Origin of the sequence: Hymenobacter sp. BT188, from assembly GCF_014333585.1 — a bacterium.
GTDB lineage: Bacteria > Bacteroidota > Bacteroidia > Cytophagales > Hymenobacteraceae > Hymenobacter.
Genome location: NZ_JACSCW010000006.1, coordinates 14,316 through 39,280, shown reverse-complemented (window position 1 = coordinate 39,280; position 24,965 = coordinate 14,316). Strand labels below are relative to the sequence as shown.

General features: G+C 52.3%; 21 protein-coding genes. 11 read left to right on the top strand and 10 right to left on the bottom strand.

The genetic code is table 11. The features are described 5' to 3' along the window. Positions 1-32: 32 nt before the first annotated feature. The 3 genes from murQ to H8B13_RS16990 are packed head-to-tail and all read right to left on the bottom strand — an operon-like array spanning position 33 to position 2,414. Complete coding sequence (gene murQ / locus H8B13_RS17000; protein WP_187312021.1) at positions 33-839, bottom strand: N-acetylmuramic acid 6-phosphate etherase; 807 nt, start codon at positions 837-839, stop codon at positions 33-35. 42 nt (positions 840-881) lie between these two features. Continuing rightward, positions 882-1,211 (bottom strand): cytochrome b5 domain-containing protein, encoded by a 330-nt coding sequence (locus tag H8B13_RS16995; protein ID WP_187312020.1) that lies wholly within the window; start codon positions 1,209-1,211, stop codon positions 882-884. Positions 1,212-1,265: 54 nt separating this feature from the next. After that, positions 1,266-2,414: a formimidoylglutamase gene (locus tag H8B13_RS16990; RefSeq protein WP_187312019.1), complete on the bottom strand. Its 1,149-nt coding sequence runs from the start codon at positions 2,412-2,414 to the stop codon at positions 1,266-1,268. Between the two features lie 155 nt (positions 2,415-2,569). Between H8B13_RS16990 and H8B13_RS16985 the strand changes: the two genes are divergently transcribed. From H8B13_RS16985 to H8B13_RS16965, 5 genes are all read left to right on the top strand, one after another. Next, complete coding sequence (locus H8B13_RS16985) at positions 2,570-4,345, top strand: AMP-dependent synthetase/ligase (RefSeq protein ID WP_187312018.1); 1,776 nt, start codon at positions 2,570-2,572, stop codon at positions 4,343-4,345. Positions 4,346-4,486: 141 nt separating this feature from the next. Next, complete coding sequence (locus H8B13_RS16980; RefSeq protein WP_187312017.1) at positions 4,487-4,966, top strand: MarR family winged helix-turn-helix transcriptional regulator; 480 nt, start codon at positions 4,487-4,489, stop codon at positions 4,964-4,966. Positions 4,967-5,035: 69 nt separating this feature from the next. Then, positions 5,036-7,444 (top strand): 3-hydroxyacyl-CoA dehydrogenase/enoyl-CoA hydratase family protein, encoded by a 2,409-nt coding sequence (locus H8B13_RS16975; protein ID WP_187312016.1) that lies wholly within the window; start codon positions 5,036-5,038, stop codon positions 7,442-7,444. Between the two features lie 48 nt (positions 7,445-7,492). Beyond that, entirely contained in the window at positions 7,493-8,671 is a 1,179-nt protein-coding gene (locus H8B13_RS16970; RefSeq protein WP_187312015.1) for a thiolase family protein, read from the top strand. Positions 8,672-8,899: 228 nt separating this feature from the next. After that, entirely contained in the window at positions 8,900-10,684 is a 1,785-nt protein-coding gene (locus H8B13_RS16965) for an acyl-CoA dehydrogenase family protein (protein WP_187312014.1), read from the top strand. Positions 10,685-10,756: 72 nt separating this feature from the next. Here H8B13_RS16965 and H8B13_RS16960 read toward each other — a convergent pair whose 3' ends face one another. Further along, complete coding sequence (locus H8B13_RS16960; protein WP_187312013.1) at positions 10,757-12,046, bottom strand: hypothetical protein; 1,290 nt, start codon at positions 12,044-12,046, stop codon at positions 10,757-10,759. Between the two features lie 566 nt (positions 12,047-12,612). Here H8B13_RS16960 and H8B13_RS16955 point away from each other — a divergent pair. Continuing rightward, positions 12,613-12,849: a hypothetical protein gene (locus tag H8B13_RS16955; protein WP_187312012.1), complete on the top strand. Its 237-nt coding sequence runs from the start codon at positions 12,613-12,615 to the stop codon at positions 12,847-12,849. A 61-nt stretch (positions 12,850-12,910) separates the two neighbouring features. Here H8B13_RS16955 and recG read toward each other — a convergent pair whose 3' ends face one another. From recG to mutY, 4 genes are all read right to left on the bottom strand, one after another. Continuing rightward, positions 12,911-15,007: an ATP-dependent DNA helicase RecG gene (gene recG / locus H8B13_RS16950; protein WP_187312011.1), complete on the bottom strand. Its 2,097-nt coding sequence runs from the start codon at positions 15,005-15,007 to the stop codon at positions 12,911-12,913. A 71-nt stretch (positions 15,008-15,078) separates the two neighbouring features. After that, positions 15,079-15,708, bottom strand: a complete 630-nt coding sequence (gldD, locus tag H8B13_RS16945; RefSeq protein WP_261990430.1) for a gliding motility lipoprotein GldD — start codon at positions 15,706-15,708, stop codon at positions 15,079-15,081. Positions 15,709-15,829: 121 nt separating this feature from the next. Beyond that, positions 15,830-16,255: a single-stranded DNA-binding protein gene (locus H8B13_RS16940; protein ID WP_187312010.1), complete on the bottom strand. Its 426-nt coding sequence runs from the start codon at positions 16,253-16,255 to the stop codon at positions 15,830-15,832. 94 nt (positions 16,256-16,349) lie between these two features. After that, positions 16,350-17,441, bottom strand: a complete 1,092-nt coding sequence (gene mutY / locus H8B13_RS16935) for an A/G-specific adenine glycosylase (RefSeq protein ID WP_222841462.1) — start codon at positions 17,439-17,441, stop codon at positions 16,350-16,352. Positions 17,442-17,640: 199 nt separating this feature from the next. Between mutY and H8B13_RS16930 the strand changes: the two genes are divergently transcribed. The 3 genes from H8B13_RS16930 (at position 17,641) to H8B13_RS16920 (ending at position 20,955) form a co-directional block, all read left to right on the top strand. Continuing rightward, the gene (locus tag H8B13_RS16930; RefSeq protein ID WP_084443967.1) at positions 17,641-17,946 is read left to right on the top strand and encodes an HU family DNA-binding protein; all 306 of its coding nucleotides are present in this window, start codon (positions 17,641-17,643) and stop codon (positions 17,944-17,946) included. Between the two features lie 83 nt (positions 17,947-18,029). Next, a complete protein-coding gene (locus H8B13_RS16925; RefSeq protein WP_187312009.1) occupies positions 18,030-18,947 on the top strand; it encodes a tetratricopeptide repeat protein in 918 nt (305 codons plus the stop codon). Between the two features lie 400 nt (positions 18,948-19,347). Further along, entirely contained in the window at positions 19,348-20,955 is a 1,608-nt protein-coding gene (locus H8B13_RS16920; protein ID WP_187312008.1) for a ribonuclease E/G, read from the top strand. 183 nt (positions 20,956-21,138) lie between these two features. Here H8B13_RS16920 and H8B13_RS16915 read toward each other — a convergent pair whose 3' ends face one another. Next, the gene (locus H8B13_RS16915) at positions 21,139-21,795 is read right to left on the bottom strand and encodes a porin family protein (RefSeq protein ID WP_187312007.1); all 657 of its coding nucleotides are present in this window, start codon (positions 21,793-21,795) and stop codon (positions 21,139-21,141) included. 86 nt (positions 21,796-21,881) lie between these two features. On the opposite strand from H8B13_RS16915, the gene H8B13_RS16910 reads away from it, so the two are divergent. Together H8B13_RS16910 and H8B13_RS16905 are read left to right on the top strand one after the other, a co-directional pair. Continuing rightward, positions 21,882-22,904 (top strand): gliding motility lipoprotein GldB, encoded by a 1,023-nt coding sequence (locus H8B13_RS16910; RefSeq protein WP_187312006.1) that lies wholly within the window; start codon positions 21,882-21,884, stop codon positions 22,902-22,904. Positions 22,905-22,964: 60 nt separating this feature from the next. Next, positions 22,965-24,173 (top strand): glycosyltransferase family 4 protein, encoded by a 1,209-nt coding sequence (locus H8B13_RS16905; RefSeq protein ID WP_187312005.1) that lies wholly within the window; start codon positions 22,965-22,967, stop codon positions 24,171-24,173. 13 nt (positions 24,174-24,186) lie between these two features. Here the strand turns inward: H8B13_RS16905 and nth are convergent, their stop codons facing one another. Beyond that, the gene (gene nth / locus H8B13_RS16900) at positions 24,187-24,915 is read right to left on the bottom strand and encodes an endonuclease III (RefSeq protein WP_187312004.1); all 729 of its coding nucleotides are present in this window, start codon (positions 24,913-24,915) and stop codon (positions 24,187-24,189) included. Between the last annotated feature and the right edge of the window lie 50 nt (positions 24,916-24,965).

The following is a 24,965-nucleotide window of genomic DNA, read 5'->3' as shown; positions in this document are numbered from 1 at the left end:
TATAAAGCAGAGCTTAGCGCTACCAATCCCCGTTATTGATTAGCATGAGCCGCCAGCGCCGCCCGCACCGAGCCATGCTTCTGCAGAAGAGTGGCAGCTTCCGCTTGCTCAATGCCTAGCTCATCCATCAGCATTCGTTCGCCGCGGTCCACGAGCTTGTAGTTGCTGAGCTGCATATCCACCATTTTATTGCCTTTCACTTTGCCCAGCCGAATCATGGTGGCCGTGGTGAGCATGTTAAGAACCAGCTTCTGCGCCGTACCCGCTTTCAGACGCGTGCTCCCGGTTACAAACTCCGGCCCTGTAACTACTTCCACCGGAAACTCGGCTGCGGCAGCTACCAAAGAGCCGGCATTGCAAACAATACAACCCGTCGCAATTCCCTGGCTCCGCGCCTGCTCCAAACCACCAATTACATAAGGTGTGCGACCAGAAGCAGCAATGCCCACCAGCATGTCATTCTGATTGATGCTATGCTTTTGCAAGTCCTGCCAAGCTTGCTCAGCGTCATCTTCGGCATTCTCCACGGCCTGACGAATAGCGGTGTCGCCGCCGGCAATAATGCCGATAACCATACCCTGGGGCACGCCAAACGTGGGCGGACACTCGGAAGCATCCAGAACCCCCAGTCGGCCGCTCGTACCCGCGCCAATATAAAATAAACGCCCCCCACGCTGCATACAAGCCACCGTAGCATCTACCAGCGCCTCAATTTGCGGCAACGACTTGGCGACGGTCTGCGGCACGGTCTGATCGACGCTGTTCATACCGGCTAGCAGATCGTGCGTAGAAAGGGTTTCGAGGTTGTTGAAAAGGGAGGCGCTTTCGGTGGAGTTCATGGCAGAGGTCGGAATAGGTGGGTGGAATGACGGCGCTTACGGTTACCGGCCGGTCTGGTTGGCAGTGACGGGGCTGGGGGGCAATTTTAGCCGGCCAATCACCTGGAATTTATCGAAAACATGCGCCGTGTGCGGGGCGTCGCGGTTAAGCTCGGCGGTAAGGTCTTGGCCGGCCCAGTGCCCGTAGTGGTTGCCGCGTGTCCAGAGGCGAGACCGACCCACATCGTAAATTAAACCTTGGTAACCAACCCAAATCTCATCCCGATCCTGCCCGTTGCGCAGTGCCAGCTGCGATACCGTATACTCAGGTAAAGTGTCGGTTTTTAGGGAATGATCTTCGGGTTTCGCCGCTGATGAAAGAGGGTTATACATTTAGAATAAAAGAAGCTTCTAAGAAACTTGAGCTCAAGTGGCCACCAAAATGGATCAGCCCAATAGCGCCTGCGTCAGAATCCAACGGTTGGGCAAGTCGCCTTGCGCGGCGTACACGTAGTCTTCGTAGCTGCACGGCACCACCCGTTTAATAGCACTATCCGCCAAACTCTCTACTTCCAACCACCATTTCTCGGTGCGTTTAGCTTTGTAGAAGACGAGCTTGGCCGGTGTACCGGGCAGGCCCACGGCGTAGCGCTTGAAGCGGGAACTTTGAAAATCAGTTTCGCCGCGCCGATGATAAAATCCTTCTATAAAGTACCAAAGCATTGTAGCCAGTGTGGCGGCGCCCAAGCCGTGCGGATCGTAGTCGGGGCGGTAGCCGTAGAGGCCGAAGCTGCTGAGCTGGTCGTTGTGGCCGGCATACCAGGCCAACTGTGCCGCTTCCTCGCTGGTCAAGCCGAAAGGGTTGGCGGGTGAATAAGCCGGCGCATCCTGCCAGCGCAGCGCTGCTACATCGAAGCTTACAAAGTCGGCCTGACGCAGCAACGGTTCGGCCTGGCGCACATCCGTACGCACGGCACCCAAGCGCAACGTTTCGAAATGCAGCTTTTCCAGCGCCGCCAATACTTCCGGCGTCGCCAGATATTGCTGGTGCGCTAGCTGGGCAAAGTTGAACAGAAAGCTGGGCTCGTGCATGAGCATGCGCCGAAGGTGTGAATCCTCGGCGGCGGCCGAGTCATGCTCGGCCATATCCACGCGGGCATCCACGGTAGCGAAGCTTACAGCCCTATCAAGGGTTTCGTAGGCCAGGAACTGCCCGTAATCCAGGTCGTGGCTGCCGCCCAACAGAATGGGCACTGTGTTGTGTTCGAGCAGCGTGGCCACTATTTCGCACAGGCGGCGGTAGGTGTCTTCCAGCGTAAGGCCGGGGCGCAGGTTGCCCAAGTCTGTGAGGCGGAGCGGGGCCGCGCCCTTCTGCAGCTGGTAGAAACGGTGTCGCACGGTGTCGGCTCCGTGTTTAGCAGGAGCGCCGGCCGTACTGCCTCGCCACTCATTCAGGCCGATAATGGCCATGTCAGCATCCCGCCAATCCGGAAACGTATCCAGAAAGCAGGTGAGATGCGCCCCGAGCGTGGTAGGAGCAATGAGCGGAGGCACTAGCTCCTCAGGGAGCGGATCGAAAAAGATAGCCAGATTCATCGGGCAAAAGCAAGGCAGGCCGGCGAAATTACGCAAATCGTGGCAGCCGTCCACCATATTTGCCCCCCAGTGATTCAATCGCACCGTGGTAGTTGGCTTTCCGCGAAAAAATCCAGTTATTTAACCAGTATTTCCCACCCTTTCGCTCTTATTAAATGGAAGTTCGTCGCGCGTTTGATATTCTGCCTAACCAGCTTGCGAAGTATCCGAAATCTGATTGTCTGGCCGCCAAAGTCAATGGTGAATGGCAAAAGATGAGTACCCAACAAGTAAGTGAAGCAGCCAATCAGGTAAGTCTGGGGCTGCGGCAGTTGGGAATCGGAAAAGATGACAAAGTTGCTATCATCTCCATGAATCGTCCGGAGTGGATGCTAGCCGACTTTGGCATTTCCCAACTTGGTGCCGTAAGCGTGCCTATGTACCCTAGCATTACGGTTGAAGATTATAAGTACATCTTTACCGATGCCGGCGTAAAGGCCGTGTTTGTGTCCGATAAAGCTCTGTACGCTAAGGTGAAAGAGGCCACAGCTGCTTTGCCCGAAGTACAGCACATTTTTACTTTCGATAAGATCGAAGGAGCCCGGCACTTCGACGAGCTGCTGGCTATGGGGAAGAAAGACAACGTAGCCGATCTGGACCCAATAAAAGCCGCCGTGCAGCCCGACGATCTGATGACTATCATCTACACTTCAGGTACTACTGGTAACCCCAAAGGCGTGATGCTCAGCCACGATAACCTGCTCAGCAACTGTCGTAATTCACAGCCCTCGGTGCCCGTTACCAAGGACGACACGGCCCTGAGCTTCTTGCCGCTTTGCCACATTTTCGAGCGCATGGTGACGTATCTGTACATGATCAACGGCGTGAGTATTTACTATGCCGAGAGCATGGAAGTCATTGCTGACAACCTACGCGAAGTAAAGCCGCAGATTTTTACCACCGTGCCGCGCCTGCTGGAGAAGGTATATGATAAGATAGTTGCCAAGGGCCACGATCTGGAAGGCGTGAAGAAAAATCTGTTCTTCTGGGCGCTTGATCTGGGCTTGAAGTTCGACACCCAGAAAAACCAGGGCTTCTTCTACAACACCCAGCTAGCACTGGCTAACAAGCTCATCTTCAACAAGTGGCGCGAGGCGCTGGGGGGCAATTTGAAGTGCATCGTGTCGGGCGGTGGGGCGTTGCAGCCGCGGCTGGCCCGCGTGTTCTGGGCGGCGGGCATACCGGTGATGGAAGGCTACGGCCTCACCGAAACCTCCCCTGTAATTGCCGTGAGCGGCTTCGAGCGGGAGAATAACTTCATCGGCGCCGTAGGCCCCGTGATTGACAATACGGAAGTGAAAATCGCCCCGGACGGTGAAATCCTTACCAAATCGGCTTCGGTGATGAAAGGCTACTATAATAAGCCCGAATTAACCAAAGAAGTAATCGACGAAGACGGCTGGTTTCATACCGGCGACATTGGCGAGTTTGTGAACGGTCGTTTCCTCAAGATAACGGACCGCAAAAAGGAGATGTTCAAGACCTCGGGGGGTAAATATATTGCCCCCCAGGTCATCGAAAACAAGCTGAAAGAGTCGCCGCTGATTGAGCAGGCCATGGTAGTAGGCGCCGATCAGAAGTTTCCGTCGGCACTGGTGGTGCCCTCGTTTGATGAGCTCAAGAATTGGTGCAAGCGCCACAATGTGCCCTTTACCTCGAACGAAGAGATTGTGAAGGACCCGAAAATCGTGGACATGTACGAGTCTCTGGTCAAGGACTACAATAAAGGGTTTGCGCAGTGGGAGCAGGTCAAAAAAATCTGTCTCATGGATCATCTCTGGACCGTAGAAACCGGCGAGATGACGCCCACAATGAAGGTGAAGCGCAAAGCCATTACCGAGAATAATCGAGCCTTAATCGAGAGCTTATATCATCAGAACGCACTTCGCTAACCGAAACGGCCCCGCTAATAAAATAGCGGGGCCGTTTTGCTTGGGCGCATTACTGAACATAATGGGACACAACTTTTTTATCGCAAAGTAGTATGCAAGCCTAACATATTCTTTGTATGTTTACCGGACATCCTCTCCCCGATGAAACCCGAAGAAACCGTCGATTATAACGTTAAAGTCTGCTGGCATGCCATTTCGCGCATGTATAATACGCAGGCTGCCAAGCACGACATCACGACCAGCATCGGTTTCGTGCTCCTGAATATTGATCAGGAAAATGGCACTCCCGCCACCAAAATTGCCCCCCTGCTGGGTCTGGAGACGCGCAGCCTCACGCGTATTCTGCGCAGTATGGAAGAGCGTGGCCTCATCTTCAAGCAAGCCGACACTCAGGACAAGCGCTCCGTGCGCATCTTCCTGACTGAAGAAGGCCTGCGCGGCAAGGAGATTTCGCGCCAGACGGTGCGCCACTTCAATCAGAAAGTGCGGGAGAAAATTCCGCAGGCGCAGCTGGACACCCTTTTCAAGGTGATAGGCCAGATCAACGCCATGATCGAGAGCAAATCCTTATTCGACGACTTCACACTTAAGCCGCTTCGCCCCGAAACCACCTCCGCCTAGGGGGCTTTTGGGGGCGTTTTGCCTTCTATCTATTCTATTCTCTGCCAACAGATTACCCGTTTCAGCTTTATGAATCGAACTATCAAGAAAGTAGCCGTGCTCGGCTCCGGCGTAATGGGCTCGCGCATTGCCTGCCATTTCGCTAACATCGGTGCCCAAGTGCTGCTGCTCGACATCGTGCCCCGCGAACTGACGCCTGAGGAAGAGGCCAAAGGCCTGACGCTGGAAAACCCCGCCGTGCGCAACCGCATCGTGAATGCCTCCTTACAGGCGGCCGTGGCTTCCAATCCTTCGCCCTTGTACCGCAAGCAGGATGCCTCGCGCATCAAAACCGGCAATTTCGACGATAACCTCAAGGACATTGCTACCTGCGACTGGACGATTGAGGTAGTTGTGGAGCGGCTTGATATCAAGCAAAGTCTCTACGAAAAAGTAGAAAAGGTGCGCAAGCCCGGCACGCTCATCACGTCAAACACCTCTGGTATTCCGATTCATTTATTGGCTGAGGGCCGCTCCGAAGATTTTCAGAAACACTTCTGCGGCACCCACTTCTTCAATCCGCCCCGCTACCTGAAGCTGCTCGAAATCATCCCGACGTCGGCCACTGATGCGGCCGTGGTGGATTTCCTAATGCACTACGGTGACCTGTACCTGGGCAAAACTACCGTACTGGCCAAAGACACACCTGCTTTCATCGCTAACCGCGTGGGCGTGTTCGCCATCATGGACGTGCTGCAAATCATGCAGCAGCTGGACCTGACGGTGGAGGAAGTAGACAAGCTTACTGGTCCAGTTATCGGTCACGCCAAGTCGGCTACTTTCCGCACCTCGGACGTGGTAGGTCTGGACACGCTCATTAACGTAGCTAATGGCTTAGCGCAAGGTCTGCCAAACGACGAAGCTAAAGCTGTATTTGAGCTACCCGACTTCCTCAAGCAAATGGGCGAGAAGAAATGGCTGGGTGACAAAACCGGCCAAGGCTTCTATAAGAAAGTAAAAGGCGCGGGGGGCAAATCTGAGATTCAGGCCCTCGATTTGAAAACGATGGAGTACCAGCCCAGCCAAAAGGTAAAATTTGCCACGCTGGAGTTGACGAAAACTATCGAGCAGCTGGCCCCGCGCTTCAAAGTGCTGGCCAGCGGTAAAGACAAAGCCGGTGAGTTTTACCGCAAGATGTTCGCTGGTCTGTTTGCTTACGTTACCAATCGAATTCCCGAAATCACCGACTCTCTATATAAGATAGACGACGCGTTGCGGGCCGGCTTCGGCTGGGATATGGGTCCATTTGAAACTTGGGATGCGCTGGGTGTGCAGCAAGGCTTGGAGCTGATGCAGGCCGAAGGCAAGCAGCCTGCCGCGTGGGTACAGGAGATGCTGGGCGCCGGCCGCACTTCCTTCTACAAAGTATCTGAAGCGGGCGCCAAGCAGTACTACGACCTCGAAAGCAAGAGCTACCAATCGATTCCGGGCGTTGAGAATTTCGTAATTCTAGACAACCTGCGGGCCACGGGCAAAGTACTCTGGAACAATGCTGGTGCTAGCATCCATGACCTCGGCGACGGCGTGCTGGGCGTGGAGTTCCATTCCAAAATGAACACCCTCGGCTCTGATGTAATTCAGGGCTTAATGAAGGGTGTGGATATGGCCGAAGCCGGTTACCGCGCTCTCGTGGTAGGAAACGACGCGCCAAACTTTTCTGCGGGGGCCAATTTGGCCTTGCTTTATATGTATGCCCTCGAGCAGGAGTTCGACGAGGTAAACCTGATGATCAAGCAGTTCCAAAACGCCATGATGCGGATGCGCTATTCCAGCATTCCCGTCGTGACGGCACCGCACGGCTTATCGTTGGGTGGTGGCTGCGAAGTCTGCCTGCACGCCGATAAAGTTGTAGCGTCGGCGGAAACCTATATGGGCTTGGTGGAGTTTGGCGTAGGCCTTATTCCGGCCGGTGGCGGTACCAAGGAAATGACCTTGCGTACGGCGGCTAAGTATGAGGAAGGCGAACCGGAATTTAATCTGCTGCGCAACACGTTTGTAACGGTAAGCACGGCTAAGGTTTCTACTTCGGCCGCTGAGGCGTTCGACTTAGGTTTCCTGCGGCGCGGCGACGAAATCGTAGTAAACAGCCAGCGGCTTATTGCCCAGGCCAAAGCCGAAGCGCTGGACCTTGCTGATGCTGGCTACACCATGCCCGTACAGAAAACCAACATCAAAGTGCACGGCAAGGGCGCGCTGGGTATGTTTATGAGCGGAGTGTACGCCATGAAGGAAGGCAAATACATCTCGGAGCACGACGTGAAAATTGCCAACAAGCTGGCCTACGTCATGTGCGGCGGCGACTTGTCGCAGCCCACGGAAGTAAGCGAGCAGTACCTGCTAGATCTGGAGCGTGAAGCGTTCCTGTCGCTGACTGGTGAGCGGAAAACGCTGGAGCGTATCCAGAGCATTCTGACTACGGGTAAGCCCTTGAGAAACTAGCTTATAGCGCCGGGTCTAATTCCATTACTTTCTTCAAGATCTAAGATAATGAATGCATATATCGTAGCTGGTTACCGTACGGCGGTAGGAAAAGCCCCCCGGGGTGGCTTCCGCTTCACCCGTACCGACGACCTCGCCGCTGAGGTGATCAAACACCTCATGGCTTCCGTACCCCAACTCGATCCTACGCGTGTAGACGATGTGATTGTGGGAAATGCGGTACCTGAAGCCGAGCAAGGCCTGCAAATCGGGCGTATGATTTCGTTGCTGGCTTTGCCCATAAACGTACCAGGCTTAGTGGTAAACCGCTACTGCGGTTCGGGTATCGAGACCATTGCCATGGCCGCCAGCAAGATCACGGCTGGTATGGCCGACTGCATTGTGGCCGGTGGCGCTGAGAACATGTCGCAAGTGCCGACCGTGGGCTGGAAAACAGTGCCTAACTACAACCTGGTTAAGAATCACCCGGACTATTATCTGGGCATGGGTTTGACTGCTGAAGCTGTGGCCAAAGACTATGGCATCAGCCGGGAAGACCAGGATATGTTTGCTTACAACTCGCACCAGAAGGCCATTAAAGCCATCAAGGAAGGTAAATTCAAGAAGCAGATCGTGCCTATCACGGTCGAAGAAACTTACCTTGATCAGGCTTCGGGCAAGAAGAAAACGCGCTCTTACGTGGTAGATACCGATGAGGGCCCTCGCGCTGATACTTCGGTAGAAGCGCTGGCGCGGCTACGGCCCGTGTTTGCGGCCGGCGGCAGCGTTACGGCCGGCAACTCTTCGCAGACTTCCGACGGCGCCGCTTTCGTTATCGTGATGTCGGAGCGCATGGTGAAGGAGCTGAACCTGGAGCCTATTGCCCGCATGGTGACCTACGCCGCTGAAGGCGTTGACCCGCGTATTATGGGTATGGGCCCGATCAAAGCCGTGCCGAAAGCGCTTAAGCAAGCCGGTATGAAGCTCGACGATATTGATCTATTTGAGCTAAACGAAGCCTTCGCTTCTCAGTCTATTGCCGTAGTGCGCGAGTTGGGTATTGATCAGGAAAAACTCAACGTAAATGGTGGTGCCATTGCTTTGGGTCACCCACTAGGTTGCTCAGGGGCTAAGCTCAGCATTCAGCTCTTCGATGAGCTGCGCGAGCGGGGTAAGAAGTACGGCATGGTGACTGCCTGCGTAGGCGGTGGCCAAGGCGTAGCCGGCATCTACGAGCTACTCAAATAGGTTAAAATAAGAACTGGACAGGAGAATATCCTGTTTGTATAAATAGAAAGAAAGCCCCGACGCAATTGGGGTTTTCTTTCCACTAAGTACTCGGCAAGCCTAACATATTTTTGTATATTTCGGTAATGAAATTTAAGACATTGTTCGGCCCATATAGTCGGCAAGCCTAACAGTTTCGTTTCTATGCAATTCCAGAAAATCAATCACAACTCTCAACCTCACATAGTCATGGAAGTATCAAACACACTCAGAAAAGGCGGTGAATTCATCATTAAAGAGACGGATGCGCAAGACGTGTTTACGCCCGCAGAATTCACCGAGGAGCAGAACATGATGTACCAGACCTGTCTGGACTTCGTGACTAGTGAAGTATACCCGCTACTGGATCGCCTCGACAATCACGAGGAAGGTCTGATGGCTGGGTTGATGAAGAAAGCGGGTGAGCTGGGCTTGTTCGGTGTATCGATGCCAGCCGAATATGGTGGCTACGACATGGACTTCAACACCGCTCTGCGTGTGACCGAAGGCGTGGGCGGCGGCCACTCGTTCCCGGTGGCCTTCGCGGCGCATACGGGCATTGCTATGTTGCCCATTCTGTATTTCGGTAACGAAGAGCAGAAGACCAAGTATTTACCTAAACTAACAAGTGGCGAGTGGGCCGGTGCTTACTGCCTTACCGAGCCCGGCTCGGGCTCCGACGCATTGGGGGCCAAAACCAAAGCCATCCTGACCGAAGACGGCCAGAGCTACGTGCTGAACGGGCAGAAAATGTGGATTACCAATGCGGGCTTCGCTGAGGTATTTATCGTTTTCGCTCAGGTTGATGGTGACAAGTTCACGGGTTTCATTGTAGAGCGCAACACGCCTGGCCTAACTTTCGGCCCCGAGGAGCACAAGATGGGTATCCGTGGCTCTTCGACCCGTCAGGTGTTCCTGTCGGACGTAACGGTGCCGAAAGAGAACGTGCTCGGTGAGATTGGCAAAGGCCATCTTATTGCTTTCAACATCCTGAATATTGGTCGCATCAAGCTGGCCGCCGCTTGTTTGGGTGCCAGCAAAATGGCGCTTAACCTGAGCATTAAGTATGCTAATGAGCGGGTGCAGTTTAAGCTGCCCATCTCCAAGTTTGGCGCTATCCGGCACAAGTTGGCGGAGCAGGCTGTTCGCGTGTACGCAGCCGAGTCGGCTATTTACCGCGCCGGTATGGATATCTACCGCATGGAGCAGGAGTTGTTGAGCCAAGGTAAATCATCGAACGAAGCCTTGCTGGGCGCCGCCCGCGAATTTGCCGTGGAGTGCGCGATGCTGAAAGTGGAAGTTTCGGAAGTACTTGACTTCGTGACCGATGAAGGCGTGCAGATTTTCGGAGGCTACGGCTTTTCGGCCGACTACCCCATGGACCGCGCTTACCGCGATTCGCGCATCAACCGCATTTTTGAGGGTACGAACGAAATCAACCGCATGCTGGCCGTTGACATGATCTTGAAAAAGGGTCTGAAAGGCGAGCTTGATTTAATGGGCCCCGCTCAGGCGGTACAGCAGGAGTTGTTGGCCATTCCAGACTTCGCCGAAGCTGATGACTCACTGTTTGGCGCGGAGAAGAAGATTATTGCTAATCTCAAGAAAGCAATCCTGATGGTAGCCGGTACGGCCGTTCAGAAGTACATGAACTCGCTAGCTAAAGAGCAGGAAGTACTGATGAACATTGCCGATATGTCGATCAAGGTGTACACGGCTGAGAGCACGCTGTTGCGGGTTGAGAAGGAAATCAGCCTGAGCAACGAAGCTGCTATGGCCAACCAGATCGATATTGCCCGTGTGTATCTGGCCGATACGATTGACTCCGTTACCAAAGCGGCCAAAGATGCTATTGCCGCCATGACCGAAGGCGACGAGCAGCGCCTGCTGGCTACCGGCCTCAAGCGCTTCACCAAAGCGGAGCTGTTCAACACTAAAGAAGCCCGCCGCCGCATCGCCGCCGCCATGATTGAGGCAAACGAGTACGTGTACTAGTTAATAGAGCTAAGCATTAAAAAAGCCCCCTAGATTCATTCTGGGGGGCTTTTTTAATCACTAAATCTGTGACTACTTCACCGCGATTTTATTGAGTTGTAGCGCGGCTGATTTCTTACTTGGCCGGCTCACTCCCACGATAGTTTTGGGGTCGAGCCAAGCGGTAAAATCTTTTACATAAGCCAGTTGCTGATCATTTGCTACGTTAAGACCCAAGCCTTTAGCAGGCTGCACTACGCCGGTTTGTGCGTTTACCCGGCGCAAGTACAGGTCTGATTTGCCTTTCAGGTTTTCCTGCGTTAGAATATGAATCTCGGAACCAAAAACCCCCACGCGGTAGCCAATGCCAGCAAAAGCTTCGGCAGGCGAGGCTACCTGCTTTTTATCGATGATACTGTGCCACTCTGGTAGCTGAAACTCATTGTAGCCAAACAGGTGCAGTTCGCGAGCATGCACCGGCGAAGCGTCGCCACCCTCCTCATACTTTTTCTCCGCTACGATTACCATCTGCTTCTCCTCCGTGAATAGTAAGTCAGTCAGGTACACGTCTTCTAAGCGCTTAGCTGTGGATTGCGTTGCCTTGTTTACTTCTGCCAGGTATTCGGGCTTAAAGCGAAACTCGGGGGCAAACTTCATCGTGCCCTCGCCCGCGAAATCGAACTTTACTACTTTCAGGCTGTAGTAAAGGCCCGTCAGGCGCTCGGTGCAAATAGCGGCGGCGTAGAGCGTAGTGTCTGGTCTAAGAGCAAACTTGGCATCGAACACCATTACGGCCTTGCCCTCAAAGGAGCCGCCCAACGCCACCGACATGACTTTGATATCCGCATTATCATTGCGGTAACGACGCACAGTGAGCTTCTTCATATCGTCGCTCAGCAGGGTTACATACTGCGTACCCTCGTTGTCGATGTGAATAGTATTCGAAAAAAAGCCCCCCAGATCCTGAAAATTGTAGATGCGGTCCTTGAGCCTGGTTAGCTTTTCATCGTACACGCTGGCGCTGATAGACCGAATCTGCTGGTCGCGGGTGACGTACTGCCACGCCACGATTTTGGTGCCGTCAAGTGAGAAGGCCGCGCCGGGGCGGCGATTGCGGGCGGCAGTTTCGGTGAGCTTTTTCTGGGGGGCAATTTTGCCGGTGCTTAAATCAAAAGACTGCGCCGCTAAGCTTTGGGTAGCCCCGTCTTTGCGGTATACAATAGCTGTAACCTGTTGCTTACTATGGCTAAATCCATCAATACTTTCCTCGCTAGTGAGCGGTAGTGGTGTAGACCAGAGGCGCTTTAGCTCTTTGTCGTAACGCTCTACGGCGTATTCGGTAGCCGTACGGTGTGCCAGAATAACAAAGCTGCCATCAGCCATAGGAAGCGTCTTTTTAGCTACCCGTTGGTTATAGCGGTCGTCAGATTTTTCTGGTAAATAGGTAAAAGCTACTGATCTAACTCGTTGCCCTAGCGCCGGTACAGCCAAGCTCAGGCTGAGAGCAAAGATAAGGCAGTATGAATGAAGGGATGCAAATCGCACGTTGAAAGGCAGTTGAGTTAGAAAAATGATAGTTATCGGAAAAAAATAGGATCAAAGGTATCCATCTCCGGCCGCATCTCGTATATGGCGCCGCTACCAGTTGAGTAACCTATCAGTAAGTAATCATTTGTTGATGAAGCCTTAATATTCTGGTGCTCAACATAAGGGTTTGAGTGTGCTTACTTTGTGGATGGAATGTATGTAAATATGAAATTACCGATAAGCGCTTTCTGCTCGCTACCTTAAAAACGGAGGACAAAAGCATTAATAAAAATTAAAAAACGCTTCCGAGCATCCTAAATCACGTTTACTACTATTCCCCATTTGTTTCCTTGTCTGTTTGCCAACTTTGGCTTTAACTTTGTGCGCCTCTAAGGCAGTCGTTTATTAGATTACCTCCTTATATGAAATCATTACTAAAGTTTTTATTACTGTTTAGCCTCATCATTGTTGGTAAGTTGGTGAAAGAGCCCGTTGCCGGAGATATTGCTGCTAAGGGTGCTGCTAAGGGTGCTGCTAGGAACGAGCTGCCTGTGCATATGATCTCTTTCTTCTCGCGTCAGGCTACGTTGCAAGGTACTGCCCAGGAAGATGGCAAGCAGTGGTGGTTGCAAGAACAAGCACAGGTAAGTAATAATTAGAGCACGCATTTGATAAGCAACTAGTTAGTTGCTTTTTTTATGCTTCTTAGCTAAACGTGCTTTAGCTAATCCGGCTCCAGTTTACTGTCGTTGCCGGCAACGACTCAATATGTCGGCGGATGTTGAGGTTTTCGGGGCGACTCAAACTGGGGTCTTCACTGAGGAGCTGCTGGGCTGCCGCCCGCGATTCGCTCAGAATACGGCCGTCTTTGGCTAAATCAGCTATGAGCAGATCGAGCACGCCACTTTGCTGCGTGCCCATCAGGTCGCCGGGGCCGCGCAGCTTTAAGTCAATATCAGCGATTTCGAAGCCATTGTTGGTGCGCACCATTGTTTCGAGGCGAGTGCGCGAGTCCTTGCTCAGCTTGTAGCCCGACATTAGGATGCAGTAGCTCTGGTCAGCGCCGCGGCCCACCCGGCCCCGCAGCTGATGCAGTTGAGACAAGCCAAATCGCTCAGAGCTTTCAATTACCATTACGGAGGCATTTGGCACGTTTACGCCCACCTCAATAACGGTGGTAGCCACCATGATCTGCGTTTCCTTTTTGATGAAGCGCTGCATCTCGAAGTCTTTCTCCTCGGCCCGCATGCGGCCGTGCACAATGCTGATTTGAAACTCAGGGAAGGCACGCGCTACGCTTTCGTAGCCGTCCGTAAGATCCTTGTAGTCCAGGGTTTCCGATTCCTCAATCAGTGGATACACGATGTACACCTGTCGACCCAGATTGATCTGATCGCGCAGAAATTGAAACACCTTCAGTCGATTAGCATCGTAGCGATGTACTGTTACGATGGGCTTGCGACCAGCGGGCAGCTCATCAATCACCGATACGTCGAGGTCACCATAAAGCGTCATGGCCAGCGTGCGCGGAATGGGCGTAGCGGTCATTACTAGCACGTGTGGTATCACGTGTGGGTTTTTCTGCCACAGCTTCGAGCGCTGGGCAACACCAAAGCGGTGCTGCTCATCCATGATAGTCAGACCTAGGTTGCGAAACTGTACTACATCTTCCAGCAGGGCATGAGTACCCACCAACATATGCATCTGGCCTGCCCGCAATGCTTCATGCAGTACCCGTCGCTCAGCAGTACGCGTGCTGCCCGTAAGCTTGCCAATACTGATGCCCAACTGGTCAGCGTAAGCTTTGAGGCCAACATAGTGCTGATCAGCCAGAATTTCGGTAGGCGCCATCAGGCAGCTTTGGGCACCATTATCGGCAGCCATGAGCATAGCAATAAAGGCCACGATGGTCTTTCCTGAGCCCACGTCTCCCTGCAAGAGGCGGTTCATCTGCTTGCCAGCGCAAAAATCCTTGTAGATGTCGTGAATAACACGTTTCTGGGCACCAGTGAGGTCGAAGGGTAGATGGTTCTTATAGAAATCAACCAACGACGGCACTTCTCGAAAAATCTGGCCGGCTAGCTCTACTTTGCGCTGGTCGCGCTGGCGCAACAGTTTGAGCTGGACATAGAATAGCTCCTCAAACTTGAGCCGAAACCGCGCTGCTTGGAGTAGCTCAGGGCTCTGCGGGAAGTGAATCTGCTGCAACGCATCAGCCTTGCCCATGAGCGCGTAGTGCTGGATCAGCGCCGGCGACAACGACTCCTGAATGTGCGGGGGGGCAATTTTGAGCAAGTCGGCCACAATGCGGGCTAGCGCCTTGCTATCAATACGATGGTAGTTCTTAAGCTTTTCGGTGGTATTGTAAACGGGCTGCAAGAAGCTTTGACCCGGCTTCGCCTCCGTTACTTCCTCTAGTTCTGGGTGAGCCATTTGTGGCTTGCCGTTGAACATGGTCGGCTTACCGAAAACAATGTACTCCTGGTGGTTCTTGACGACGTTTTGCAGGTATTTTACGCCCTTAAACCATACCAGTTCCAACTCGCCACTCTCGTCAGCAATTTTAGCTACTAAACGCTGCTTAGGGCCTTCGCCCAACACTTCACGGTTGCGCAACACACCCTTCACCTGCACATACGGCAGGTCATCGTGCAGGTCGACGATGTTATAGAATTGGGTGCGGTCGAGGTAGCGGAAAGGGTAGCGCTGAATGAGGTCGCCGTAGGTAAAGAGGTTTAACTCCTTTTGCAGAAGCTGCGCCCGCTGGGTACCTACCCCCCGCAAATATTCTATTTTGGTATTGAAGAAATTGCTCATTCATGGGAATGAGCAATGCCGGGGTAAAACGAATGCGTCCTTAATCCCTGCATTGCTCACTAAGCAAAACGTTATTGATATTTTAAGGTATTGAGCATCTGCACGATATCCTTCTTGACATAGTCAATGATCGGGGCGAGTGAATCATTAGCCGTCGCGATAGGAAAGTAAAGAGCTCCGCGAAAAAAATGCTTGGTGCTATCAGTCGTATAAAACTGAAACTGGCTGGGCACGTCACCGGCTAGTTCAAATACGGCCACCTTCATTCCGCTCGGCGTTTGCATGATGCTCTCGTCGATGGCCGATGCCTTGATTTGGTGCTTGCTGGTGAGCTTACGCGCATCCTCCATCATCTTGTTATAGAGTTTGGGGTTCTGCTGCACATTAGTATAAGTGATCTGCACGTTAGCGCCCAGCTTCGGGTAATAAACGTTAATCCAGTTGGGCTGCGCTAAGTATGATGAATCCCGCAGAATACGCGCGTGCTGCGAATACTCAAAGGTATAGGGGCGGCCCGATGGGAGCTGCTGGTAGCTATGGGGCGGCAAATCAATACGATTATAACCCTTAGGCTTAGGCGTATAGTCGCCCCCAGAAGATGTGCAGGAAGTAAATATGGCCCCCGCAAAAAGCAGGACCGCACTCAAACCGTGGAAAAGTCGAAAAACAGGCATTTGAAACAATGCGAAGATGATAATCAAAGGTAGGCGGAAATGAAGATGTTGTCTCAATCTACTGATTCGTTCCTGAAAGCCTTGAAACGCAAAAAGCCCCGGCTTCGTGCCGAGGCTTTCAGGTAGTATAACCCGTTGGGGGGCATTTTTAAAATGGTAACTGGTCTAATTCCGGCTCCTGACGGAAGGTTTGAGCCTCCGGAGTTGGTGCAGCCTGAGTAGTAGTTCCGTCAGTATGAGGCTTACCACCCAGCATGGTCATCTCATCAGCCACGATTTCGGTAATGTAACGGGTCTGGTTGTCCTTGTCTTGATACTGACGAGTCCGAATGCGACCTTCGATATATACCTGATGGCCTTTGCGCAAATATTTCTCAGCTACTTCCGCCAGGCCACGCCAAGCAGTAATGTTATGCCACTCAGTACGCTCAATACGGGCCCCGCTTTTATCCTTGTGAAACTCATTTGTAGCCAGCGTAAAATTGGCCACACTTACGCCACCCTCTAGGTGGCGCACTTCCGGGTCTTTACCCAAATTTCCAACTAAGATTACTTTGTTAACTCCTGCTGACATAGCTTGATTAATAAGGGTTTACGAAGCAAAATAAGCTGCTTCCTATTCCTTTAAAGATACAAAAAATACACCTGCCATCCAAGCCGAAGTCGGCTTAAAAACCGGGTCTTCCTAAGTAATTACTGATCAAAACGGCCTTAGGTAACTGCTCTATTTCTGTACTAGTGAAAGCTGCCAAACCAGTAGCCGTCAGGGTGGAAACGGGCAGTGGCGCTTCTAGCCAAACAGGGTGAAAACGCGCCTCCACCTTCTGGTGACTCAGCACATGCCGGGCCGCGTAAGCCGGCTCCGAAACGCTACTAGTATCCAATTTGCCCCCCAGAGCTTCTATCGCGTCGAGCAGGTCGGTGGGGGGCAAATCGGGGCTTTCGGTTTCCGTAAGCGCAAAGTCGTAGAGGCCCTGCCAGATGTCTTTGTCGGTACGCTTGCGGAGGTAAACAGTGTCCTCGTAGCGCAACACCATATAGTGAAAATAGCGTGTACGTGCTGCTTTAGCCTTGCTTTTAACGGGCAGTTCCTGCACCATGCCGTGCTGAAAAGCGAAGCACTGACCTTGCAGGGGGCAAAAAAGACAGTCGGGCTTCAGAGGTGTGCACTGAATAGCCCCAAACTCCATAATAGCTTGGTTGAACTCAGCGGGCGAGGCTGCTGGAATAAGCGTATCAGCCAGCTGCTGAAACACTTTACGGCTGGCCGACGCGGCTATATCCGAGCTGATGCCAAACACGCGGGCCAGCACCCGGTACACGTTGCCATCAAGCACGGCCACCTGCTCGTCGTAGGCAAAAGAGGCAATAGCGGCGGCAGTGTACTGACCCACGCCCTTGAGTTGGAGCAGGCCCTCATAGGAGCTTGGAAATTGCCCCCCAAACTCGCTTGTAACTTGTTTGGCGGTGTGATGCATGTTGCGGGCCCTGGAATAATAACCTAAGCCCTGCCAGTGACGCATTACCTCATCCTCGGGAGCCGCAGCCAACTCCTGAACGGTAGGATAAGTTGTTACAAAGTCGAGGTAATAGGGGAGGCCCTGCTTCACGCGGGTTTGCTGTAAAATGACTTCTGAGAGCCAAATAGCATACGGATCACGCGTGTGACGCCAGGGCAGTTCGCGGCGGTGGCGTGGGTACCATTCGAGAAGAGCGGAGGCGAAGAAAGGGTGGGCGGAAGCAGAAGAGAGGGAAGTCAATATATTGAGAATAAATAATTTAGGAAAGAAAGACAGAGCCGTGTGGAATCAGTAAATAATGTTGCAAAACCAAAAAAGGAAACTACCTTTGTGGCCCCAATTCATAAGCGAACAGCTTACCGGGCAAGGGCTTACGTGTTGAATCGGGATATTTTGCCCAGCATATTTTTTCTCTCCATAGTACATTTCATTTACCAGCGTGACTAAAGCAGAAGTAATCGCCGAGATTGCCGACAAGACCGGCATCGAAAAAGGAGACGTGTCAGCTACCGTTGAAGCCTTCTTCAAAGTAGTAAAGGATTCGATGGCCGACGGCAACAACATCTACGTACGCGGCTTTGGCAGCTTCGTAAACAAGAAGCGGGCAAAGAAAGTGGCTCGTAACATCTCTAAAAATACGTCGATCATCATCGACGAGCACTTTATCCCTAGCTTCAAGCCGTCGAAAACATTCATCGGCAAAATCAAAAACAGCAAGAAAATTAAGGAAACCGCTCAGGCTTAATCCTTCTTTTTCTTCCATTTACTTTTTGCCGGCTAGCCGTCGGGCGCTCCGTAACTGGGAGCCCGGCGGCCTGCTTTTTCTGCATGGCGTCACGTTCCCGCTCACATCAGTTAATTATACTAGTCATCGCCCTCGTGCTGGTGGCTGGGTTATTTCTGTTGCCCAAGGTAACGGTGAAGCCAAAAGAAGGTAAAGGGGAAATGAATCAGGATGCAGCTCGGACGGCCAACCGCGATGGTGGCGGCCCTGCTACAAATGGTTCCAAGGCCATTGCTTCCTCGGGCGATCAGGAGCAAACCACTGGGCCAGCAGGTGCTACACCTGAGCAGCCGCATCAGCAGGCTACAGCCGAGCAAAGCCGCGAAATCAAGCAATTGGCCGCGCGCTACAATAAGGAGCGCGATCCGCAGGCTCGTTTGCGCGTAGCCTCTGACCTAGCTACTAAGTATAAGGCCATCGCTAAGTTTGATAGCGCTGGCTATTACTACGAGCAGGTAGCTATTGCGCGCCCCGGTGAGCAAGCTTGGAAACGGGCCGCTGATGAGTACTTCGAGGCTTTTGGCTTCGCAGCTACGGAGGAGCGGGCCAAAACGCTGAGCACTAAAACCCGGGAACTGTACGAGAAGGTGTTGAAAAATAACCCCGATAATCTCGACGCCAAAACTAACTTGGGTATGGCTTACATGGCCAGCGACAACCCCGTGCAGGGCGTCACGTTACTGCGCGAGGTGCTGGCTGCCAACCCCCGCAATGAGAAGGCGCTCTATAACCTAGGCATCCTCTCTATTCAAAGCAACCAGTATGATAAAGCCGTAGAACGTTTTCAGGAGCTTGTGAAAGTGAATCCAGAAAATGTGAACGGTCAGTTTTATTTAGGCGTTTCTTTGGCCCAAACGGGTGCTAAGGAAGAAGCTAGAGCGGCTTTTACTAAAGCGAAAAGCCTAAGCAGCGACCCTAGTTTGGCGGCCTCCGTTGATGAGGAGCTGAGCAAGTTGGAATAAATCGGCAGATTTGTAATTCCGAAACTCACTGCACTTGATGCAGGAGCGAGGAATAAAAGGTCAGCTATTCGACAATAGAATCATTCAACCATTTAACCTACAACCACATGCCCTGCGGTAAAAAGAGAAAGCGTCATAAGATTGCCACCCACAAGCGCAAGAAGCGTCTGCGCAAGAACCGTCATAAGAAGAAGTAAGCCCCGCGGGGTTAGCTGGCGGACGGTTGAGGCTTCAACCAAAGTCCGTTTATCTCTCATTTAGTATCCTTGAGAGTGGCTGGTTTGATGCTTTCCCCGTGGCTCGGAAGGGAAGCTGGTGCCTTGGTGCACTGGCTTCCCTTTGTGGGTTTCGGGGGGCAAAGGCAGGCGCTTTTGGGGAGATTAGTTAAGCTACCGAGACATTGAGTAACGAATTAATCATTAATTCTGCTCAGGATGGCGAACGAATTGCCCTGCTCCAGGACAAGCGGCTCATCGAATATCATTTCGACCGCAACGACACCAACTATTCCGTTGGTGACATATTCCTGGGTACGGTCAAGAAAGTGATGCCCGGTCTGAACGCTGCGTTCATTGACATCGGGTATCAAAAAGACGCTTTTCTGCACTATGGCGATTTGGGCGAGAACTTCCCGTCGCTGAATAAGTGGGTGAAAGGCGTACAATCGCAGAAAATCACCGTCGGGCCACTGAAGACTTTTCAGTTTGAGGAGCCGCTCGACAAAGTCGGCAAGATCGACACCGTGCTCAAAAAGGGCCAGCAACTGCTGGTTCAAATTGTAAAAGAGCCCATTTCGACTAAAGGTCCGCGCCTATCCACCGATATTTCGATGGCTGGTCGTTACCTCGTATTGGTGCCATTCTCCAATACCATTAGCGTCTCCAAGAAGATTGTCAGCCGTACGGAGCGAGACCGCCTCAAGCGCCTTATCGCTTCTATCAAGCCTGACAACTTCGGCGTTATTATCCGAACTGTAGCGGAGGGCCGTGAGGTAGCCGAGCTGGATAAGGATATGCAGAGCATGACGGCTAATTGGGAACAGCTCTTCCAGACCCTACGCACCGCCAAGGAGCGTGATAAAATTCTGGGTGAGCTGGGCCGCACTAGCTCCATGCTGCGCGACATGCTCAATGAGTCCTTCGACGCCATCACCGTCGATTCGGCGCCGATGTACGAGGAGATGCGTGCTTACCTGGAGAAAATCGCTCCTGATAAGTTGGGACTGCTCAAGCACTATACTGGCAAGGTGAAGATGTTTGAGCATTTCAACATTGAGAAGCAGCTCAAAACGCTGTTTGGCAAAACTGTAACGGTGCCCGGTGGTGGTTACCTCGTTATTGAGCACACCGAAGCTTTGCACGTCATCGACGTAAACTCGGGCAACAAGAGCAACCAGGAAAGCGACCAGGAGGCTAATGCCTTACACGTAAACATGTCGGCGGCTCGCGAAGTGGCCCGTCAGCTGCGCTTGCGTGATATGGGGGGCATTATTGTTGTCGACTTTATTGACATGAAATCAGCGGAGAGCCGCAAAAAAGTGGAGGACGCGGTGAAGGATATTATGAAGCACGATAAAGCGCGCTTCACGATTCTTCCCATCACCAAGTTCGGCTTGCTACAAATCACGCGGCAACGCGTGCGGCCCGCTGAAAACATCATCACCGGCGAGCTATGCCCCACCTGCGGCGGCACCGGCAAGATTTCGGCCTCTATCCTTGTTACCGACGAGATTGAGAATAGCATTGAAGATTTGCTCGTGACCCAAAACCAGTCGGGTATTACCCTGCACGTGCACCCTTTCCTGTACGCGTACTACACCAAAGGCTTGGTTTCCAAGCAAATGAAGTGGTATCTGAAATACTATAAGTGGGTAAAAGTGACCAAGGATACTAGCCTGGGCCTCACCGACTACCGCATTGAGGACGAGCGAGGCGAAGACATTGAGCTGCACTCACCCGCAGCCGCTATGGCTCGCCTCCAAGACCGCGAAATAGAGATTATCGATTAAGGACTAACGGTTTTTTCTGCGAAAAGCCCCTGACCAAGAAGAAAGCCCGCCTCGCTCTGGATGAGCAAGGCGGGCTTTTTGATAGACCCGAGCTGTGTTCTGTAAATTAGTATTCGGTCAAAAAAGCCCCCCAGCCACATCTTCCAAGTATAAGACGCGGCTGGGGGGCTTTTTCTGGCTCGATTAGAACTTGATGCCCAAGTCAAGCGCTACTTCTCCGTTTTTTAGGGTAGCACCATTGAAACCATTCTTTTTGAAGTAACGGTCCACATTAGCAAGGCCGTGATGATAGGAGAGACCGGCAAACACTTTTGTGCTCTGACCCACTTGATATTCAGCCCCGAGGCCACCAAGTAAGGCAGCATCCGGAATGATAAAGTGCTTCGTGGCCTTTTCGCCACCGAATTGGTAGAATTTTTCGCCATCAATGCGGGCTGCTACCAAGCCGCCAATTTTGCCCCCCAACTGGAAGTAAAGCTTAGTATCCGTGGTGATGTCGTTGGTAAACAGCTTCACGGTTAGCGGTATCTCTAGGTACTGAAGGCTAATCTTCTGCTCATTATCCTGAATAGTGGTATTGGCATCATAAGAAACAGTACCGCCTTTGCTGGTGAGTTGTAAACCCGTGCCGAAAGCATAGTTTTGGCCAAAGAAATAATCGACAACTAAGCCACCACCGATACCGACCTTGCTTTTCTCCGATTGAAAATTGTATTGCGAAGGTGCATCAGCCCTCAGGTAGGCAATAGATGGTGAAAGCTTAATGCCAATTTCAACCTGAGCGGAAGCAGTACCGAGGGAAGCGCCTAGTAAGAACAGGGCTAAGAGTATTTTTTTCATAATTAAACGGATAAAACGACACCTGAAACACGAAAGCTGACTGGCTGGCGTTTCGTTTTGGCTATTTTCGTCCCAAAGATAGAACCGTGTATTATAAATCTGCCCCCCCGCGTGCCCGTTTTGCCATTTGGCTAAGTACTCTATTGCTCCTGGCTGGCTGCAAAAAGGCTAACACCTGCGAAATAAACCCAGAAGTAGCCAAGATAGAGGCGCCCGTACAAGTTGAGCGTCTGGAGCAATCATTCTTTGCTATCAAGAACGAAGCGGAGGCCCAGCAGTTCTTGGCTCGGAACCCGTTGTTGGCCAATCAGTTTCTGCAGCGCCGCCAGTACCCTTCCGATGCGGCTCTGGCGGCTACTCTCACGCGCCTGGCTACCAATCCGGGGTTGCAGAAGCTAGGCCGTGAAACGTTAGCTGAATTTTCCAGCACCGACACGCTGCAGATGGAGCTAAAGCAGCTGATGCAGCACGTACGCTATTATTTCCCCGACTTCCGAGTGCCACCAGTCAAGACGTTTGTAAGCGGCTTAAGCCAGGATTTATTTGTGAATGATAGCCTGATGGTACTCAGCCTCGACTTCTTCGTGGGCCCTAAAGCTAGCTACCGCCCCAATGTGCCCGGCTACATCTTGCGGCGCTACACACCTGCTCACCTATTACCGACCGTAGCGCAGGCCATTTCCAGCAAGTACAACCAACCGTTGCCCGCTAACCAGCAAACCATGCTTGGTGAGATGATACAACTAGGTAAGTCGCTTTACTTCACTGAGAAGGTACTGCCCTGCACTCCCGATTCGGTACTTATTGGCTACACCGCCGAGGAACTGGCCGGGTTGGAGTTTAATGAAAGTAAGGTGTGGGCTCATTTTATCGAGAAAAAATTGCTCTATAACAACAGCCCTTTTACCATTCAGAAATACGTGAGTGAGCGCCCCAATGTGCCCGAAATTGCCAAAACGGCCCCTGGTCGTATTGGTGCCTGGGTAGGCTGGCAAATTGTGCGCAAATACATGGACAATCATCCAAATGTGACGCTTGCTAAGCTCATGGCCATGAAGGATCCACAGGTTATTCTGAACGAGTCGCGTTACCGGCCAAAGCGTAAGTAGCTTCAGAAAATTTGCCGAGCAAAAGCGAGAGGAAGTAAGAGATAGTTTTTAGTAGCCGAAGTGCATATCGCGGTTTTCAGTCAGTATCATACCAACCCCGATTGTCCGGCCACCAGTCGGCATTACACCCTGCTCGCGCATTTGGCCCGCACGCATCGTGTAACGTTGATTACAACGCGTACCTGGGAGCCACAGCGCCTTACCCAACAGTTTCCGTGGGTGCCGGAAGGCGTAGAAATGCGAGCCGCCGAAGTACCCTACCATAATAAGATGGGTGTCGGCCGGCGGGCATTAGCTTTTGGGCAATATGCAGCCTATGCCCTGCGCGAAGGCTTGCGTTTGGACAAGCCGGATGTTATCTGGGGAATATCTACGCCGCTAACGGCTGCCTGGGCCGCGGCGCGAGTTGCGCGCCTACGGCGGGTGCCGTGGGTGTTTGAGGTGCAAGACTTATGGCCCTCCTTCCCGATTGCTATGGGTGCCGTGCCTAATAAGATAGCTCAAAAACGGCTGTTTGCCTTGGAGAAAGGATTATATACCAGCGCAAAACATATTCTGCCTCTATCGCCCGATATGTCACGCTATATTGAGGCTCTAGGGATAAGCTCAGCTAAAGTAACTACGGTTCTCAACGGTACGGACTTTCACCTAGCCGCTACGGCCACCGACGCGGCCGTAGCGGCTTTGCGGCATCAGCAGGGCTTGACGAGTCGCAGAGTGATATTGTATGCTGGTACTTTCGGGCGGGCTAATGACATCCCAACATTGGTTGCCGCGGCCGAAAAGATGGCCCCCAGCCATCCGGATGTTACGTGGTTATTTATTGGGCATGGCTTTTATGAACCCCTGATTCGAGCAGCGGCTGTCCGATGCACTGGTATTCGCTTAATTGCCCCCCAGCCCCGCCACGCCGTATTTACGTGGTTCAAAATGGCCGAGGTGTCGGTTGTTTCTTTCTTGAATCTGCCTGTATTAGACGCAAATTCACCCGCGAAATTTTATGACAGCCTTGCCGTGGGTACTCCTGTAGTGGTCACGAACAATGGCTGGACAAAAAAATGGGTAGAAGACTACAGGTGTGGCTGGTACACGCCCGCCGGCGACGCATCCATGATGGCTTCATGTCTGAGTGACGTATTGGCCAACCCTTCCAACCTGAAACAAGCAGGAGAAAGGGGAAGAGATATTGCCTTGCTACATTTTGATAGGCAACTGATAGCAGCCGAGGTTCAGACGGTGCTGGAGGACGCAATATCTAATACCAACTAGAACTACTTATGTACTATGTTGTGCCTACAGATAGATTATCTGGGCTGCTGGGGGGCAATTTTGGCTCCGTTAAGGATCCAGCATTATCAGCAGCTGGCAAGCCAAAGTGCTCCGCATAATACTTGCAAATATCCATCAGGGGACAAATCGCGCATTTAGGCTGGCGAGCTACGCAAATGTAGCGGCCATGCAGAATCAGCCAATGGTGAGCTTTGGGAATTAGCGCTTCGGGAATGTAGCGCACCAGGTCCTTCTCCACTGCCAGCGGCGTAGTTGATGAGCGATTAACTAGCCCAAGCCGGTGCGACACACGGAAGACGTGCGTGTCTACGGCCATTGCGGGCTGGTTGTAAATAACGGATACAACCACATTCGCCGTCTTTCGGCCGACGCCGGGCAAGCGCTGTAACTCCTCAATGGTGCTCGGAACTTCACCTCCAAAGTCCTCCATTAGCATCCGCCCCAAGCCAGCTAAGTGTTTCGCCTTATTATTTGGGTAGGATACGCTGCGGATAAAAGGGTAAACATCATCTGCTGATGCCACGCCTAAGTGTGCCGGTGTCGGAAAGTGACGTAGCAACTCGGGCATTACTAGGTTTACGCGCTTATCGGTGCACTGGGCACTGAGAACTACGGCCACAATAAGCTCGTACGGATTGGAATACTGTAGCTCCGTTTGCGGCTCCGGGAAGTGCGTGGTGAAGTAGTCCAGAAAGCGACGAAACCGTTCGGCCTTGCGCATAAAAAGAGGGAATGAGTAATGAAGCAGCAAAATACGCTACTCTCATTACT

Bases quoted from the DNA above. Each gene is read 5' to 3' on its own strand.
- H8B13_RS16990 (WP_187312019.1), bottom strand. From the start codon at position 2,414: ATGAATCTGGCTATCTTTTTCGATCCGCTCCCTGAGGAGCTAGTGCCT.
- H8B13_RS16940 (WP_187312010.1), bottom strand. From the start codon at position 16,255: ATGTCAGCAGGAGTTAACAAAGTAATCTTAGTTGGAAATTTGGGTAAA.
- H8B13_RS16985 (WP_187312018.1), top strand. From the start codon at position 2,570: ATGGAAGTTCGTCGCGCGTTTGATATTCTGCCTAACCAGCTTGCGAAG.
- H8B13_RS16955 (WP_187312012.1), top strand. From the start codon at position 12,613: ATGAAATCATTACTAAAGTTTTTATTACTGTTTAGCCTCATCATTGTT.
- H8B13_RS16965 (WP_187312014.1), top strand. From the start codon at position 8,900: ATGGAAGTATCAAACACACTCAGAAAAGGCGGTGAATTCATCATTAAA.
- murQ (WP_187312021.1), bottom strand. From the start codon at position 839: ATGAACTCCACCGAAAGCGCCTCCCTTTTCAACAACCTCGAAACCCTT.
- recG (WP_187312011.1), bottom strand. From the start codon at position 15,007: ATGAGCAATTTCTTCAATACCAAAATAGAATATTTGCGGGGGGTAGGT.
- H8B13_RS16980 (WP_187312017.1), top strand. From the start codon at position 4,487: ATGAAACCCGAAGAAACCGTCGATTATAACGTTAAAGTCTGCTGGCAT.
- H8B13_RS16925 (WP_187312009.1), top strand. From the start codon at position 18,030: ATGGCGTCACGTTCCCGCTCACATCAGTTAATTATACTAGTCATCGCC.
- H8B13_RS16975 (WP_187312016.1), top strand. From the start codon at position 5,036: ATGAATCGAACTATCAAGAAAGTAGCCGTGCTCGGCTCCGGCGTAATG.
- H8B13_RS16970 (WP_187312015.1), top strand. From the start codon at position 7,493: ATGAATGCATATATCGTAGCTGGTTACCGTACGGCGGTAGGAAAAGCC.
- H8B13_RS16995 (WP_187312020.1), bottom strand. From the start codon at position 1,211: ATGTATAACCCTCTTTCATCAGCGGCGAAACCCGAAGATCATTCCCTA.
- H8B13_RS16960 (WP_187312013.1), bottom strand. From the start codon at position 12,046: ATGGCTGATGGCAGCTTTGTTATTCTGGCACACCGTACGGCTACCGAA.
- nth (WP_187312004.1), bottom strand. From the start codon at position 24,915: ATGCGCAAGGCCGAACGGTTTCGTCGCTTTCTGGACTACTTCACCACG.
- H8B13_RS16915 (WP_187312007.1), bottom strand. From the start codon at position 21,795: ATGAAAAAAATACTCTTAGCCCTGTTCTTACTAGGCGCTTCCCTCGGT.